The sequence below is a fragment of the Micromonospora sp. CPCC 205558 genome, from assembly GCF_036902955.1.
Classification (GTDB): Bacteria; Actinomycetota; Actinomycetes; order Mycobacteriales; family Micromonosporaceae; genus Micromonospora.
In genome coordinates this window covers 120,392-135,370 of record NZ_JBAKHR010000017.1, presented here as the reverse complement: position 1 = coordinate 135,370, position 14,979 = coordinate 120,392, and the positions used below count along the sequence as shown (strand labels likewise).

General features: G+C 69.6%; 17 protein-coding genes. 9 read left to right on the top strand and 8 right to left on the bottom strand.

All coding sequences use genetic code 11. The features are described from left to right. Positions 1-27 precede the first annotated feature (27 nt). A complete protein-coding gene (locus tag V6U86_RS20335) occupies positions 28-411 on the bottom strand; it encodes a DoxX family protein (RefSeq protein ID WP_334505431.1) in 384 nt (127 codons plus the stop codon). A gap of 185 nt (positions 412-596) precedes the next feature. Here V6U86_RS20335 and V6U86_RS20330 point away from each other — a divergent pair, with 185 nt between their 5' ends. After that, positions 597-1,490, top strand: coding sequence for an RNA polymerase sigma-70 factor (locus V6U86_RS20330; RefSeq protein WP_334505430.1), 894 nt, complete (start codon positions 597-599; stop codon positions 1,488-1,490). Positions 1,491-1,529: 39 nt separating this feature from the next. On the opposite strand, the gene V6U86_RS20325 is transcribed toward V6U86_RS20330, so the two are convergent. Then, complete coding sequence (locus V6U86_RS20325) at positions 1,530-2,732, bottom strand: low temperature requirement protein A (protein WP_334505429.1); 1,203 nt, start codon at positions 2,730-2,732, stop codon at positions 1,530-1,532. A gap of 178 nt (positions 2,733-2,910) precedes the next feature. Between V6U86_RS20325 and V6U86_RS20320 the strand changes: the two genes are divergently transcribed. From V6U86_RS20320 to V6U86_RS20310, 3 genes are all read left to right on the top strand, one after another. Further along, the gene (locus V6U86_RS20320) at positions 2,911-3,489 is read left to right on the top strand and encodes a TetR/AcrR family transcriptional regulator (protein ID WP_334505428.1); all 579 of its coding nucleotides are present in this window, start codon (positions 2,911-2,913) and stop codon (positions 3,487-3,489) included. Between the two features lie 151 nt (positions 3,490-3,640). Beyond that, a complete protein-coding gene (locus tag V6U86_RS20315) occupies positions 3,641-4,351 on the top strand; it encodes an HAD family hydrolase (protein ID WP_334505427.1) in 711 nt (236 codons plus the stop codon). A gap of 406 nt (positions 4,352-4,757) precedes the next feature. After that, positions 4,758-5,543: a L,D-transpeptidase family protein gene (locus V6U86_RS20310; RefSeq protein WP_334505426.1), complete on the top strand. Its 786-nt coding sequence runs from the start codon at positions 4,758-4,760 to the stop codon at positions 5,541-5,543. A gap of 13 nt (positions 5,544-5,556) precedes the next feature. Here the strand turns inward: V6U86_RS20310 and V6U86_RS20305 are convergent, their stop codons facing one another. From V6U86_RS20305 to V6U86_RS20285, 5 genes are all read right to left on the bottom strand, one after another. After that, on the bottom strand, positions 5,557-5,832 hold the full coding sequence (locus tag V6U86_RS20305; RefSeq protein ID WP_030491206.1) for a hypothetical protein: 276 nt from the start codon (positions 5,830-5,832) through the stop codon (positions 5,557-5,559). A 47-nt stretch (positions 5,833-5,879) separates the two neighbouring features. After that, positions 5,880-6,311, bottom strand: a complete 432-nt coding sequence (locus V6U86_RS20300; protein ID WP_334505425.1) for a hypothetical protein — start codon at positions 6,309-6,311, stop codon at positions 5,880-5,882. Positions 6,312-6,496: 185 nt separating this feature from the next. Beyond that, complete coding sequence (locus V6U86_RS20295) at positions 6,497-7,201, bottom strand: VOC family protein (protein WP_334505424.1); 705 nt, start codon at positions 7,199-7,201, stop codon at positions 6,497-6,499. A 323-nt stretch (positions 7,202-7,524) separates the two neighbouring features. Next, positions 7,525-7,713, bottom strand: a complete 189-nt coding sequence (locus V6U86_RS20290) for a DUF397 domain-containing protein (RefSeq protein WP_334505423.1) — start codon at positions 7,711-7,713, stop codon at positions 7,525-7,527. Beyond that, entirely contained in the window at positions 7,701-8,501 is an 801-nt protein-coding gene (locus V6U86_RS20285; protein WP_334505422.1) for a helix-turn-helix domain-containing protein, read from the bottom strand. The genes V6U86_RS20290 and V6U86_RS20285 overlap by 13 nt, the downstream gene beginning before the upstream one ends. A gap of 264 nt (positions 8,502-8,765) precedes the next feature. Here V6U86_RS20285 and V6U86_RS20280 point away from each other — a divergent pair, with 264 nt between their 5' ends. Beyond that, the gene (locus tag V6U86_RS20280) at positions 8,766-9,023 is read left to right on the top strand and encodes a flavin reductase (RefSeq protein ID WP_334505464.1); all 258 of its coding nucleotides are present in this window, start codon (positions 8,766-8,768) and stop codon (positions 9,021-9,023) included. 133 nt (positions 9,024-9,156) lie between these two features. Here V6U86_RS20280 and V6U86_RS20275 read toward each other — a convergent pair whose 3' ends face one another. Then, positions 9,157-10,146: a DUF1963 domain-containing protein gene (locus V6U86_RS20275; protein ID WP_334505421.1), complete on the bottom strand. Its 990-nt coding sequence runs from the start codon at positions 10,144-10,146 to the stop codon at positions 9,157-9,159. A 257-nt stretch (positions 10,147-10,403) separates the two neighbouring features. Here V6U86_RS20275 and V6U86_RS20270 point away from each other — a divergent pair, with 257 nt between their 5' ends. The 4 genes from V6U86_RS20270 to V6U86_RS20255 are packed head-to-tail and all read left to right on the top strand — an operon-like array spanning position 10,404 to position 14,777. Beyond that, positions 10,404-11,690, top strand: coding sequence for an ABC transporter substrate-binding protein (locus V6U86_RS20270; protein ID WP_334505420.1), 1,287 nt, complete (start codon positions 10,404-10,406; stop codon positions 11,688-11,690). 55 nt (positions 11,691-11,745) lie between these two features. After that, positions 11,746-12,720, top strand: a complete 975-nt coding sequence (locus V6U86_RS20265; RefSeq protein ID WP_442934976.1) for a carbohydrate ABC transporter permease — start codon at positions 11,746-11,748, stop codon at positions 12,718-12,720. A gap of 1 nt (position 12,721) precedes the next feature. Further along, entirely contained in the window at positions 12,722-13,558 is an 837-nt protein-coding gene (locus V6U86_RS20260) for a carbohydrate ABC transporter permease (RefSeq protein ID WP_334505419.1), read from the top strand. A gap of 10 nt (positions 13,559-13,568) precedes the next feature. Further along, positions 13,569-14,777, top strand: coding sequence for an ABC transporter ATP-binding protein (locus V6U86_RS20255; RefSeq protein ID WP_334505418.1), 1,209 nt, complete (start codon positions 13,569-13,571; stop codon positions 14,775-14,777). Positions 14,778-14,979 lie beyond the last annotated feature (202 nt).

The following is a 14,979-nucleotide window of genomic DNA, read 5'->3' as shown; positions in this document are numbered from 1 at the left end:
GATCAGCTCGGCGGCAGCGGCCTCCGGTCAGCCGAGGAAGGACTCGGGTCCGAGCCGACCCCAGGCCACGAAGGCCGCCACCGCGAGGTAGGCCAGATTCACCCCGACGAACTTCGCCTCGTCGTGGCGCAGGTGGGTGATCATCGCTCCGATCATCAGCAGGACCCAGCAGATGGCGGTCACCGGCACCAGCACCGGTGCGATGTCGAGCACGGCGGGCAGGATGAGGCCGGCCGAGGCCAGGAGCTCAAGGACCCCGAGAGTCTTGACGAAGCCGACGCTGGCAGTGCCGGTCCACCCTCCGCCGGTGATTGCGGCCAGCTTCTCCTTGGGTACGAATGCCTTGGTGATGCCGCCGGTCAGGGCGACCGCGGCCAGCAGTCCGGCCGCGATCCACAGAGCCAGGTTCATGAGGTTCCTTCCGTATCGGTGTTGCTCACGAGACACCGCCGGCCCGCCCGCTGTGACAGGTCGCCCGGTGTGACGCGGTGCATGGGCAGCTGCTGTCACAGTTGGCGCGCGACCGGTGTCTGGTGGGCGACGCGGTGGAGAGCGACCAGACTGGAGGGACGCGGATGGACGCGGGAGGCGCAACCATGGGTGCGGACGATCGTGGGGGCCACGCCGTCGAGGCCTTCGTCACGCACCGGAACCTGCTCTTCACCGTCGCCTACGAGCTGCTCGGCTCGGCCGCCGACGCGGAGGACGTACTCCAGGAGACCTGGCTGCGGTGGGCGGACGCGGATCTCGCGGCGGTGCGGGACCAGCGCGCCTACCTGGTCCGGATCACCACCCGACTGTCGCTCAACCGGCTGCGGGCGGTGGGCCGGCGCCGAGAGTCGTACGTCGGCTCCTGGCTACCGGAACCGCTGCTGACCGCGCCCGACGTCGCCGATGACGTCGAACTCGCCGAGAGCGTCTCGATGGCGATGCTGCTGGTGCTGGAGACGCTCGCACCGACCGAGCGGGCGGTGTTCGTCCTCCGCGAGGTGTTTGACCTCACCTACGACGAGATCGCCCAGGCCGTCGACAAGAGCACAGCCACCGTCCGTCAGATCGCCCACCGGGCGCGAGCGCACGTCGCCGCGCGTCGGCCTCGTGGAATGGTGTCGCCGGACGAGAGCCGACGGGTGCTCACGGCGTTCCAGGTGGCCCTGGAGACCGGCAACGTGCAGGGCCTGCTCGACGTGCTCGCGCCGGATGCTGTGCTCCTCGGCGATGGTGGCGGGATCAAACAGGCGGTGTTGCGGCCTGTCATCGGTGCCGACAAGGTGGCTCGCCTGCTGTGCAGCACGCACCTCCGGGTCGCGACCATGGCGCTGCACCCCGCCGAGGTCAACGGTCACCCGGCGCTGATTCTGCGACTCGACGGCGCACTCGACACCGTCGTCGCGCTGCGAATCGACGACGGTCTCATCAGCGGGGTCTACGCCGTGCGCAACCCGGAGAAGTTGTCGCACGTGCGGCGCGCGACCGCCCTGCGCCGCTGAAACCGTCCCGATCGTGTCCGCACTGACCGAACGCCTGAGTCAGAACGGGGGAGACGGTGTCTCCGGTGGGTGCCGGCGGGCGCGTCGGGTGTCTGCGCCAGCCACGCCGAGCAGCACCAGGGCGGCGGCTGCGCCCGCGGTGAGCGGGTCGACGTGCAGCGTCACCGGCACCAGCAGGGCGAGGGCCAGCAGGCCGCCGACCCGGGACCGGGAGACCCGGGCGAAGACCTGGTACTCGAGCGCCGTTCGTCCGATGAGGAAGAGCGCCGGGCCGCCGAGGATGGCGGTGAGCCAGGACGCCGGGAGGTGCGCGAGCGGTTCAAAAATGAACAGCTCGAAGCCGACGCCGGTCAGCACGATCCCCGCGATCATGACCATGTGGGCGAACGCCATCTCGGTCGCGAGCCGGGCCGCGTTGCGGGAACGGTCGATCGCCGTGCCCAGCAGCCCTCCCGCCACGTGGAAGTAGATCCGCCAGAGCAGGATGGTGGTCGCCAGCGCCAGGACGAACCCAGCGGTCTGGTCGGTGTCGAAATCGCTGCCGCTGAAGCTGAGCCCGATGACGAAGATCGCCTCGCCGAGAGCGATGAGGAGGAACTGCTGGTACCGCTCGGCCAGATGCTCGGCCGCGATCATCTGAACGCCGAGCCGCTGCGCGCCGAGCCGGGGGGTCGGCCAGCCGAGGAACAGCCCGGTGTAGTCGATCAGCACCGCGAGGGTCCAGAGTGCCCCGCGGACCGTGCCGTCGTTGACCAGCCCGCCGACGACCCAGAGCGGTGCGCTCAAGGCGAACCAGAACAGGATCCGGATGGACTGGTGTGGGTCCGGCCGGCCGTGCCCGGCGAGGTGGAAATACACCACCCGGCCGATCTGGAGAGTCACCAGGGTGATGGCGAAGAGAGAGGCCCGGGCGCCGAAGCCGTGGGGCACGGCGACGGCCATCGTCATGGCCCCGACCAACGTCATGATGATGACGGTCTGGACGATCGGGGCGTCCGGGTCGAGCCAACTGGTGGACCAGACCGTCACCGACCAGACCGCCCACAGCGCCAGGAACAGCAGCAGAGCCTGACCGAGGCCCGCGAACACGCCGGGGCGGCCGTCGGTGAAGTCGACGATCAACCGCGCGGAGATCCGGGTGAGGGCGAAGACGAAGACCAGGTCGAGGAAGAGTTCCAGGAAGGTCGCCCGTTGCCGGGTGGCGTCGTCGCGAAGCAGCCGTACGCCGCTCGTGTTCCTCATCGGCTCGCCACGCGCCGGTGCCCCCGAACGACCACATGCCCTCCCGTCACGGTGATCTCCTCGCCTAACGAGCCAGGGGGCTGCGGTGGCACGTGGACAGGGGTGGCCGGCCAACCACAACAGTCACCAATCCGTCACCCGGCAGCTGCGGCAGGTGACCGCCCTTACGCTCGGGTGCGTGCCCGGACCTGCCGAGAAGGCCGCTGAACAGGACCGGCGTGACCTCATCGTCACGGCCGCCCGAGAGTTGGCCGAGACGGAGGGCTGGTCGGGTGTGACCACCCGACGGCTCGCCGAACGGACCGAGATCGACATGGGTGACATCTATCGGCACTTCGCCGATCTGGAGGCGCTGATCGCCGCCGTCGCGGTGTGCGCCTTCGCCGATCTGGCCGCCGATCTCGCCGAGGCGCACGCGGAGACCGTCGGCAGCCCCGAGGGGGTCTGGCCGGCCGTCGCGACCGCGTACCTCGACTTCGCGTACACGAATCCCGAGGTCTATGACGCGATGCTCGCGCTGACCCCCGACCTGGCCCTCGGTGCGGATGGTGTGCCGGCCGCGCCGCGGGCGGTCTTCGCCGAGCTGCGCGCGGCCCTGACCCCACTGGCCGAGGGCCGGGACCCGGACACCCTCGCCGAGGTGGGTTGGAGCCTGCTGCACGGCGTGGTGATGCTCACCCGCGGTGGCCGGCTCCGGCCCGAGGGGCAGGAGGACCGCGAGGCGTTGATCGCCCAACGGTTGCTGCGGTGGCCGTGACCACGCCGCGAGTCGGTCGGTCGGTCGGTCGGCTGGGCCCTTGTCGACGAACCGGAACCTGAGTGAGCGGAAAAATGGTGGGCTTTGCCGTCTGTCTGCCGCCTACCCTGTGCCTCCGCCTGTCCGGCGGTGGGTGTGGGGAGGGGATGGCATGACGATCGACACGGAGGCCCGGCGGCACGCGCAGGTGCTGATCTTCGACGCGGACGACACGTTGTGGGAGAACAACGTCGTCTTCGAGCGGGTGATCGACGACTTCCTGGGTTGGCTGGACCACCCCACACTGGACCGGGCCGAGCTGCGGGCCGTCCTCGACGACATCGAGCGGGCCAACGCGGTGGCGCACGGATATGGCAGCAAGGTCTTCCTGCGCAGCCTGGCGGAGTGCCTGGAGCGGCTGCGCGAGCGGCCGGCCACCGACTCCGAACGCCAGGAGATCGACCGACTGGCGGTGGCCCTCGTCGAGCACCAGGTGGAGCTGATGCCCGGGGTGGCCGACGCGCTCGACGAACTGGCCGGCCGGCACCAGCTGCTGCTGCTGACCAAGGGCGACCAGGAGGAGCAGCGGCGCAAGCTGGACGCCTGCGGCCTGCTGCACCACTTCGGGGCCGCGCACATCGTCGCCGAGAAGAACGTCGACACGTACCGGTGGCTCATCCGGGAGCACGGCTTCGCGCCGGCCGACGCGTGGATGATCGGCAACTCCCCGAAGTCCGACATCCTGCCCGCGCGGGCGGCCGGGCTGAACGCGGTGTTCATTCCGAACGCGAACACCTGGGTGCTGGAGGACGACGAGCTGGACCCCACCGACGGCGGGGTGCTGCGGCTCGCCGCGTTCCGTGACCTGCTGCGGCACTTCTGAGCATCGGAAGCCGAACAGCGTCGGCGATCATGGTCGTGTTACGCCGACCTGCCCGAATTTCAGCGTGGGATGAGTCCTGCCACCGGTCGTCCGACGCGGCTTGTCCGGCCGGTCGGCGCCCACCTAGCCTGGTCCGGCGCTCACGGCCTTTCGGGGTGTGCCGGGGGCGCGTCGGCGTTCGGCGGGTGAGCACCGTGGAGCTGAGTGCGGAGTGGCCGGCTCACCCCGTTCTGGTGCGTGGCGTCGTGCCACGCCCGCGCGCGGGTGCCGGAGCTGTCCGCTTCCTCGCCGGAGGCCGAGGGTCAGGGCTGGGTAGTTGCGGACCCGGTCCTGACCCGGCCGGCGAATTCCTCGACCGTGGCGAGTGGGGCAGGCCAGACGGCCGTTCGGCTGTCAGGATGGCGGCATGAAGCGCAGATCTCTCCTCCTCGGCGCGGCGGCAGGTCTGGCCGCCCCGGCGGTGCTCACCCCGGCCGGGCCCGCGCTCGCCGCGAGCGGGCCGCTGCGGCCGGCCTGGGGAACGGTCCCGACGCAGCGACAGTGGCCGGGGCGGCAGCGCCAGAACCGGGCCAGCGCGTTGACCACACTGCCACCGGAGACGAAGCAGGTGATCATCGTCGGCGCCAGCAGCTACACCACCACGTACGCCACCCTGGAGGCGTACGTGCGGGCCCGCAACGGGTGGCAGCCGGCCTCGGCGTCGTTGCCCGCCCGAATCGGCTCGAAGGGCTTCAGCGACAACCACGTGGAGGGTGTGCCGACCACGCCGACCGGCGTCTACTCGATCGGCCCCACCATGTACGGCATCGCCGCGAACCCGGGCGTGCGATTCCCCTACCACCGGCTGGTCAGCGGTGACTGGTGGAACGAAAATCCGTCGTCCTCGCGCTACAACACGTTCCAACACAGCGCGACCAACCCGGGCGGGGCCAGCGAGGCACTGTGGAAGGAGGTCCCCGCGTACACGCACTTCGCGGTGATCACCTACAACATGCCGCCGAACGTGCCGAAGCCGGTGCCGAACGCGGGCAGCGGGATCTTTCTGCACCAGTTCAGCACCAGCGCCGGCAACGCCACAGCTGGTTGCGTCTCCCTCGCACGCGGTCACCTGGTCGACGTGCTCAACTGGCTGAACCCGGCGCTGTCACCGCGCATCGTGCTCAGCCCGTACGCCCAGCTCGGCCGGTACTGAGAAACGCGAGGGCTCAGCCGGCCTCACGCCGGACGATCGCCACCGCCACCCGGCAGAACTCGTCCATGTCCGGGTTGAACCCGGCAGCGATGTCGGGGTGCAACCCGGAGCGGGTCTCCTCCAAGAGCCGCTGGCAGACCTGTTCGACCGGTTCGCCGGCGTAGTCGGCGCGAACCCGGTCGGTGGCCGCCTGAAGCGCCGAGGTCAGCTGCTCTTCCAGCGGGCCGCGCAGCTTCTGCTGCACAGGGTCGAGCCCGCGAGGGTCGAGCGTGACATGTGGCTCCGACATCGGTGCTCCCTTCGTCGGCGTCCGCGGTACCCCACCGCGGACGTCGGTCAAACCCCGTTAGGCGCGGCGGCGACCCGCACCTGGTATGAGAAGTCCTCCGCCGGCTCCTCGTGGTACGACAACCGGCGGATCTGCCGGTCGTCGTCGAAGAGGGCGACGTCCACCAGGACGCCGAGGTGGGCGAGGCCGATGCTCGACACCCGCTTCTTGTCCTGCAACACCGCACAGACGCCGCCGAGCAGGGTGCTGGCGTCGGACGTACGGTGCCCGGGCGGGCAGCGCAACACCAGGTCCACCTCGATCGGCCCGGGCAACGGCGTCCAGCCGGTGCGCTGGGCCGCCGCGAGGGCGGCCTGGAGCAGGGTGCGGACCCTCGTCGCCTGCCGATGCCCGGCGGCGAAGATGGACAACGCTTCGGTCTTGACCGGTGGCAGGCCGCTCACCTCGAACGTCAGGGCGAGAGCGCGGGTGTCCTGCACGACGGCACCTCCTCGTTGGGACGATCCTGCCGAACCGGGGGAGCGGCGGTGGGAGGTTCCCGCGATTACCAACCGATCGGGCAGGCAGGGGTCGGCCGGAAGCGTGTCGACGGCGACGGCGAACGCGCCGGCTACGGCGCTAGGAAAACGCTAGCCGACGATGCCCGCCCTCGGTAGTCGGTCGTTCACCCGGTGGGCTCTGGTGCGAAGGCGCAGAACTCGTTGCCCTCCGGGTCGGCCAGCACCCACCACCAGTGCGCCTCGTCGAGCGGCTCGCGCAGCAGCGTCGCGCCCGCCGCGATCAGCGCCATCGGCTCCGGGTCGGTCAGGTCGACGTCCCAGTGCAGGCGGTTCTTGACCGTCTTCGGCTCGCGTACCCCGTCGAAGAGCCAACGGTCCCAGGGCAGGCCGGCGGCCCCGAGCACCGCCGTGTCGGTCGGTCCGTGCTCGACGGTGCCGCCGAGCACGCCGGCCCACCAGGTCGCCTGGGCGGTCGGGTCGAGCGCGTCCACCACCAGTTGGAACGGACCCGGGCGGCTGTTGGCGTCGCCCGCGAGCGCGCAGAACTCGTTGCCCTCCGGGTCGGCCAGCACCCACCGGCCGGCGTCGTCGTCCGGCTCGCGGACCAGTCGAGCGCCCTGCGCGAGCAGCGCCGCCGGGCCCGGGTCGGCCAACCGCAGATCCAGGTGTACGCGGGTCCGGCCGACTCGCGGCTCCGGCACCTTGTTCACCCAGATCGACTCGGCTGGTGAGCGGGCGGAGCGGGGATCGACCCGGGTGTCGCCGTCACCGGCGTCGGCCACGTCGGCGTCGAGCATCCGCGCCCAGAAGCCACCGAGGGCGAGCGGGTCGGCGGCATCGAGGCAGAGGTCCTTGAAACGTGCGATCACCGTCCCAGCATGCCTGGTCGAGGGGTGTCCGTGGGGCAGCACGGCGTGGCGGTGTCGGGGCGGCGTGGCGGTGTCGGGGTGGCGTGGCGGCGTGCCGCTGTCGCGGCCCTTGGCGTCGCGCACCAGCACCACACCCTGCTTCAAGGTAGATCTTGGACAGTTTCCGTCACGTCCTGACGGAAACTGTCCAAGATCTCCAGTCGTCTTGCCTACTACCCGCGGCCGGTCGGCCGACCGGGGGCGCGGCGCGGCGCGGGGTTGGGCCGGTCCGGGCATTTCGCTTCGGAGAAGCCCTCGGCGCCGGGTGTTCTCCGAGTTCGCGGTCAGTGCTGCTTGGCGAACCCGACGAACGCCTTCCAGGCCGCCGGGGCGATGTGCAGGGTGCCGCCGTCGCGGTCCTTGGTGTCGCGCACCAGCACCACGGTCGGCAGGTTGTCGGCGACCTCGACGCAGGCTCCGCCGTTGCCGCCGGACCGGGTCGACTTGCGCCACTGGGGGGTCAGTGTGCCCATGACTTCGCCACTTCCTTGATCAGCTCGGTTGACTGCCGGCGGGGGAGCGCCTCGTTCCGCACGATCTCCCACGTCTTCGCCAGCTTAGCGACGTCGGCCGAGGCATCGACGATCTGCGCGGTGAGCTGGTTGTCGGCATAGGTCACGCGCTCGCCGTCCGGCAACTCCGCGATGATGAACTGGCCGCCCATTCCCAGGTACATCCCAGCATCCGTCGGGACGATGTGCACCTGGATATGCTCCGCAGCCGCCAACTGGGCCAGGTGCTCGCACTGCTCGACCATGAGGCCCGGCTGGTCGAGCACCGGCCGGCGCAGCACTGCCTCGTCCAGCACGGCGATGAGCTGCGGCGGGCGCGGGCGGTGCAGGATCGCCTGCCGCTCCAACCGGGAGGCGACGATCCGGTCGACGTCCTCGGCGTCGAACCGGCCGCCGGCCAGCGTCGCGCGGGCGTACCGCTCGGTCTGGAGCAGGCCCGGCACGTACGCCAACTCGAACCAGCGCAACGTGGTCGCCTCCCGCTCGAACTCGATCCACTCGCGCAGCCAGGCCGGCTCGGCGTCAAGCCGGGCCAACCCGTCCAGCATGCGAAGGAAGCGCCCGCCGGTCTGGTGGTGGGTGTCGACCGCCCTCATGTACTCCTTCGTGGGCGGTCGCCCGCCGGTCTCCACCGAGCTGACGTGTGAGCCCGAATAGCCGATGCCCCGGCCGAAGTCTTCCTGACTGAGCCCTGTTTCCGCCCGGAGCAGGCGCAACTCCTCCAGCACATAGTCGGTGACGGTCCCCATCGATTCCCCAACCTTCGCTCAGTGTGGCTCGGCGTGTCCCTCATGGGTGCTCACCTGGACCGCTGAGCTGCACGGATGACGCGAGCACGTATCGACGGTAGTCGCCTCATCACCACACTGTCACCAGTGGCGGGTCCGCTGGTGGCCGGAGTGGCGGCGGCGGGCTCTGCACCCGGGGTCGCTCCCGTCTCCCCCTTGCGGGAGCGGCCCCTTCACCCACCCTCAGGAGGACGATGTGCTGAGCCCCTTGGAGCGGTGGCGGTGATGGTCGTGGTCCGGCCGCCCGTCCCGCACGTCGCCATGCGCCCGCTCTGGCGGTGCCGCAACTGTGGCCGGGAGTGGCCCTGCCAGCCGGCCAAACTCGCCCTGCTGACCGAGTACCGGGCCGACCGGGCCGCGCTGTTGATCTACCTCGGCACCCTGATGTACGAGGCGACGAACCAGCTCACCCAACTCCACCCGGATCATCCCCCGGCCCGGATGACCGAGCGCTTCCTCTCCTGGGCGAGAGCCCGCGGCTGACGCTCCCCGCAATTCTGCGTCCAGCGGAGTGGTGTACGACTGACCTCGTGCGGCCCAGGCAGGGCGGCCCGCACGAACTTTGCGGGAGCAGGTGGCAACGCAGGTCGTGGCTCTGGCCGGCGCTGCCGGCGGTCTACGGGATCAACTCAGCCGCGGAAAGCGCCTCGTCCAGCCGACCAGCGGCCAGGTCATCGTGACGGATCACGAAACTCCCGTCACTCCGGTAGTAGTGCTCGTTGTCTACGGGGAAGCGGGCGAGCGACACCCACTCACTCCTCAGCCGGTGCGTCTCCCTCTCCACATGGGAATACCATTTCGCGACCGGGACGACGATCTCGCCGGTCTTCTCGCGCCACGCGAGAGTCTGCTCCGCAAAACTCTTGAGCACCTCCTCGTCGGCGTACCCGCCGAGGTAAGCGCTGGCGTACCCGCTGTCAGGCGGCCAGAGGCCCTCGGCCAGAGCACGGAGTTCGTCCAGGTGCGGCAGGTCACGCTCGAGGTCACGGGCCAACTGCTGCTGGAAGGACGACAGGTCGTCCTCGTCTTCGTCCTCCTCGTCCTCGTCGTCCGCCCCGAACCAGTCGGGGAACTCCGCGCGCAGCGTGGCGACGACGTCGTACTGCTTGTCGACGGACGCGTGGTCGGTGGATCCTGCCGCCACCTCGGTATCGGTGCCGACCGGCACATACACGACTCGCCCGTACCTCTGCTCCCCGGTGGCAGCGGCCTGCTCGTGGTTTAGGAAGAACACCAGCGAGCCGTCTGCCGGCAGGCCGAAGCCATCGACTCTTGGCAGCGCCGCGCAGTCGACCGAGAAGATGAACGGCAACGGACTGACCCCGTCGGACGGCCAGTCCATGCCCACCGGCAGCCGGGGCGACCCACCGAACTGCCCGACCGGAACACCGCCGGATCCTCCGCTCAACCGGATCGACAAACGGAGGTGCTGGATGAACCGGCTGACCTCGTCGTCCGGGATGCCCAATGCGAGCGCTGCACGACGAAGCTGCCCCTGATGATCCATAGCGCAACATGGTGCCACGAGGCCAGCCCGACGACCGGGTGCCCCATGGCCGCGCACGCTGTCATCGGCATCGCTGCCGCCGTGGTTGGGTGCGCACATCTCGGCTAGATCCGGAAGCTCGGCACCCAGCTGATCGTCACCGGCGGCGCTACACAGCGTAACCGCAGACGCGCCGGCAGATCACCGGGCGGAGTTCCGTTGTGACAGCCAGGTTTCGCGACTTCGCAGGTGGGGCAGTGTAGCCGCACAGAGCATCTGGGCCGGAGTTTCCGCAGCTCACCGGCCCGGAATCGGCTCGCCGTGCGCCGGGGCGCGGATGCCCTCCCCGGTCATTCGCCGAGGAGAGGGGGAGGGCGATGACGGACCCCGAAACGGCTCGACACCGACGCCGGCCGGTTGTTCGGCTGGGCGCGGCGGCTGCCGCGCTGGCACTTGTCGCGCCGCTTGCCGCGTGCGGCGCGGACGACGCCGGCGGCCCACCGACGATCAACCTGTACTACCCGCCTGAGCAGAACCTGCAGAAGGTCGTCGACGACTGCAACGCGCAGGCCCAGGGGCGGTACGAGATCGCCTACCGGGTACTGCCCCGGCAGGCCGACGACCAGCGGGTGCAGATGGTGCGCCGGCTGGCCGCCGAGGACACCGGCATGGACGTGCTCGGCCTGGACGTGACCTGGACCCAGGAGTTCGCCAGCGCCGACTGGATCCGGGAGTGGACCGGCCAGGACAGGGCCGAGGTCGAGCAGGGCACCCTCGCCGGGCCGTTGGACACCGCCCGGTACGAGGACAAGCTGTACGCGGCGCCGAAGAACACCAACGTCCAGTTGCTCTGGTACCGCAAAGATCTGGTGCCGCAGCCGCCGACCACCTGGGACCAGATGATCAGCGCGGCCCAGCAGCTCAAGGACCAGGGCAAGCCGTACCAGGTGCTCACCATGGGTGCGCAGTACGAGGGTCTGGTCGTCCTCTACAACACCCTGGCCGAGAGCGCCGGCGGAAAGATCCTCAACGACGACGGTACGAAGGCCGTGATGGACGAGGGCACGGTCCGGGCGTTGGAGCAGCTGAAGAAGTTCGCCACGTCGGGTGTGACCTCGCCGTCGTTCAGCAACGCCACCGAGGACCCGGTCCGGCTGGAGTTCCAGTCCGGCGCCGGCGCGTTCCAGGTGAACTGGCCGTTCGTCTATCCGGCTCTCCAGGAGGCGAACCCGGACCTGGCCAAGCAGGTCGGCTGGGCTCGGATCCCGGGCATCGACGAGGGCACCCCCAGCAAGGTCACGATCGGTGGGGTCAACCTGGCGGTCAGCTCCTACTCCAAGCACCCGGAGCAGTCCTTCGAGGCGGCCCGGTGCATCCGCAGCGCCGAGCACCAGAAGTTCTCCGCCATCAACGACGGCGTGCCGCCGACCATCGAGGCGGTCTTCGACGATCCGGAGATGACCGAGGCGTACCCGATGAAGGACACCATCCTGGAGGAGCTGAAGGACCCGGCGACGCGGCCACTGACCCCCGCCTACCAGAGCATCTCCACAGTCATGTCGGCGATCCTGTCGCCGCCGTCCGGGATCCGTCCGCAGCAGACCGCCGACGAGCTGCGCGGCGCGATCTCCGACGCCCTCCAGTCGAAGGGGGTTCTTCCATGAGCGCGAGGAGTGAGTCGGTGTTGCGAGCCTCGCAGTCGCGAGAAGAGGTGGCACCGTGACCCGGCCCGCCAGCATCGAAACGCCGGAGCAGACCGACGGCCAGCGCGCGACCGTGCCCACCCAGCGCGGCGGCCGTGGCAGGCCCCCGCTGAGTGAGAACAAGAGGGCCGAACGCGGGCTCGGCCTGCTGCTCTGCGCCCCTGCGGCGCTGGTCATGATCGCGGTGACCGCGTACCCGATCATCTACTCGTTCTGGCTGTCGTTGCAGCGCTACGACCTGCGCTTTCCCGACCAGCGCGAGTTCGTCGGGTTGGAGAACTACGTCACCGTGCTCACCAACGAGTTCTGGTGGACCGCGTTCGGGGTGACCACGCTGATCACGGTGGTCACCGTCGCCGTCGAGTTGGTGCTCGGCATGGGCCTGGCGATCATCATGCACCGCACCCTGGTCGGCAGGGGCCTGGTCCGGACTTCGGCGCTTATCCCGTACGGGATCGTCACCGTGGTGGCAGCGTTCTCCTGGCGGTACGCCTGGACGCCCGGCACCGGCTACCTGGCCGACCTGTTCAGCGACGGTGCGCCGCTCACCGAACGGGCCAGTTCCCTGGCGATCATCATGCTGGCCGAGATCTGGAAGACCACGCCGTTCATGGCGCTGCTGCTGATGGCCGGGCTGGCCCTGGTGCCGGACGACCTGCTCAAGGCCGCCTCCACCGACGGCGCGACGGCCTGGCAGAAGTTCACCAAGGTGATGCTGCCGGTGATGAAGCCGGCGATCCTGGTCGCGCTGCTGTTCCGCACGCTCGACGCGTTCCGCGTTTTCGACAACATCTTCGTGTTGACCGCCGGAGGCAACGAGACCTCGTCGGTGTCGATGCTCGCCTACAACAACCTGCTGCGGGGTCTCAACCTCGGCATCGGCTCGACCATGTCGGTGCTGATCTTCATCGCCGTGGCGATCATCGCGTTCGTCTTCGTGAAGCTGTTCGGCACCGCTGCCCCCGGTAGCGACGACGGGGAGAGGCGCTGACATGGCTGTCGAAACCACCACCCGGGCGAAGCTGCGCTGGGGTCTGCTGGACATCCTCGTGGTCGTCTTCGCGCTGGTCCCGGTGCTCTGGATCGCCTCGCTGTCGTTCAAGACGCCGGCCACCCTCACCGACGGGAACTTCATCCCGCGGGAGTGGACGCTGGACAACTACCGGACCATCTTCGACACCGACCAGTTCGTCCGAGCGCTGATCAACTCCATCGGCATCGCACTGATCGCCACGCTGATCGCGGTGGTGCTCGGCGCGATGGCCGCGTACGCCATCAGTCGGCTGGACTTCCCCGGTAAGAAGCTGCTGGTCGGCATCTCCCTGCTGATCGCGATGTTTCCGCAGGTGTCACTGGTGTCGCCGCTGTTCGAGATCGAACGGCAGCTCGGGATCTTCGACACCTGGCGAGGGCTGGTCCTGCCGTACGTCACCTTCGCGCTGCCGCTGGCGATCTACACGCTGTCGGCGTTCTTCAAGCAGATCCCGTGGGATCTGGAGAAGGCCGCGAAGATGGACGGCGCGACGCAGGCGCAGGCGTTCCGGCGGGTGATCGCCCCGCTGGCCGCGCCCGGGATGTTCACCACGGCGATCCTGGTCTTCATCTTCTGCTGGAACGACTTCCTGTTCGCCATCTCGCTGACCTCCACGGAGAAGTCCCGCACGGTGCCGGCGGCGCTGTCGTTCTTCACCGGCGCGTCACAGTTCGAGGACCCCACCGGGGCGATCTGTGCCGCCGCCGTGGTGATCACCGTTCCGGTCATCCTGTTCGTTCTCTTCTTTCAGCGCCGCATCGTCTCCGGCCTGACCTCCGGCGCAGTCAAGGGATAGGTGGGTAGTCATGGCTGACATCGTGCTCGACAAGGTGAGCAAGAGTTTCCCGGACGGGACCGTCGCCGTGCAGGACGTCGACCTGGAGATCGCCGACGGCGAGTTTGTGATCCTGGTCGGCCCCTCCGGCTGCGGAAAGTCCACCACCCTCAACATGATCGCCGGGCTGGAGGACATCAGCTCCGGCGAGCTGCGCATCGGCGGCCAGCGGGTCAACGACAAGGCGCCCCGGGACCGGGACATCGCCATGGTGTTCCAGTCGTACGCGCTGTACCCGAACATGACGGTGCGGGAGAACATGGCGTTCCCGCTGCGCCTGGCGAAGCTCGACAAGGAAACCATCGACCGCAAGGTCGACGAGGCGGCGAAGGTGCTGGAGCTGACCTCGCTGCTGGACCGCAAGCCGGCCAATCTCTCCGGTGGGCAGCGTCAGCGGGTGGCGATGGGCCGGGCGATCGTCCGCCAGCCGAAGGCGTTCCTGATGGACGAGCCGCTGTCCAACCTCGACGCCAAGCTGCGGGTGCAGATGCGCACGGTGGTGTCGCGCCTGCAGAAGCAGCTCGGCACCACCACCGTCTACGTCACCCACGACCAGACCGAGGCGATGACCCTCGGCGACCGCGTGGTGATCATGCGCGGGGGTGCGGTGCAGCAGGTCGGGCCGCCACAGGAGCTGTACGACCACCCGCGCAACCTCTTCGTGGCCGGCTTCATCGGTTCGCCGTCGATGAACTTCCTGCACGCCGCGGTGCAGGACGGCGAGCTGCACACCGCCCTGGGCCAGGTGCCGCTCGGTGACCGGGTCCGTCGGGAGTTGGAGAGCGCCGACGCGCCCCGCGAGCTGATCCTCGGCATCCGGCCCGAGCACTTCGAGGACGCCGAACTGGTGGACGACGACACCCGTCGGCGGGGCATGGAGTTCGAGGCGCCGGTGGACATTGTCGAGTCGATGGGCTCGGACAAGTACGTCTACTTCACCGTCGAGGGTGAGAAGGCCAGCGCCGCCGAGTTGGAGGAGTTGGCCGCGGACGCGGGTGCCGGCGACTTCGCCGGTGCCGGCGGCAACCTGGTGACCCGGCTGTCCGCCGAGTCCCCGGTCGCCGAAGGGCAGACGCGGCGCGTCTGGTTCAACCTGGAGAAGATTCACCTGTTCGACCCGGCGACCGGCCGCAACCTGACCCTGCACGAGGGCCGAGCCGCCGGCGCCCTCGCCGACTAACACCCCCCTCGCGCGCCCCCGCGCGCCCCCCTCGCGCGCCCCCGCGCGCCCCCCGCGCGCGCCCCCGCGCGCCGATCTTGCACTTTCGGTTGTCGATACAGGTGGAATGCCCCTTACGTCGGGACAGAAAGTGCAAGATCGGCGGGGCGGGGCGGGGCGGGGCGGGGCGGGGCGGGGTTCGGCGGGGTGGGGCGGGGCGGGG

Excerpts from the sequence above, each read along its gene's own strand:
- V6U86_RS20335 (WP_334505431.1), bottom strand. The coding sequence starts at position 411 with ATGAACCTGGCTCTGTGGATCGCGGCCGGACTGCTGGCCGCGGTCGCC.
- V6U86_RS20330 (WP_334505430.1), top strand. The coding sequence starts at position 597 with ATGGGTGCGGACGATCGTGGGGGCCACGCCGTCGAGGCCTTCGTCACG.
- V6U86_RS20325 (WP_334505429.1), bottom strand. The coding sequence starts at position 2,732 with ATGAGGAACACGAGCGGCGTACGGCTGCTTCGCGACGACGCCACCCGG.
- V6U86_RS20315 (WP_334505427.1), top strand. The coding sequence starts at position 3,641 with ATGACGATCGACACGGAGGCCCGGCGGCACGCGCAGGTGCTGATCTTC.
- V6U86_RS20310 (WP_334505426.1), top strand. The coding sequence starts at position 4,758 with ATGAAGCGCAGATCTCTCCTCCTCGGCGCGGCGGCAGGTCTGGCCGCC.
- V6U86_RS20305 (WP_030491206.1), bottom strand. The coding sequence starts at position 5,832 with ATGTCGGAGCCACATGTCACGCTCGACCCTCGCGGGCTCGACCCTGTG.
- V6U86_RS20290 (WP_334505423.1), bottom strand. The coding sequence starts at position 7,713 with ATGGGCACACTGACCCCCCAGTGGCGCAAGTCGACCCGGTCCGGCGGC.
- V6U86_RS20285 (WP_334505422.1), bottom strand. The coding sequence starts at position 8,501 with ATGGGGACCGTCACCGACTATGTGCTGGAGGAGTTGCGCCTGCTCCGG.
- V6U86_RS20280 (WP_334505464.1), top strand. The coding sequence starts at position 8,766 with ATGGTCGTGGTCCGGCCGCCCGTCCCGCACGTCGCCATGCGCCCGCTC.
- V6U86_RS20275 (WP_334505421.1), bottom strand. The coding sequence starts at position 10,146 with ATGTGCGCACCCAACCACGGCGGCAGCGATGCCGATGACAGCGTGCGC.
- V6U86_RS20270 (WP_334505420.1), top strand. The coding sequence starts at position 10,404 with ATGACGGACCCCGAAACGGCTCGACACCGACGCCGGCCGGTTGTTCGG.
- V6U86_RS20260 (WP_334505419.1), top strand. The coding sequence starts at position 12,722 with ATGGCTGTCGAAACCACCACCCGGGCGAAGCTGCGCTGGGGTCTGCTG.
- V6U86_RS20255 (WP_334505418.1), top strand. The coding sequence starts at position 13,569 with ATGGCTGACATCGTGCTCGACAAGGTGAGCAAGAGTTTCCCGGACGGG.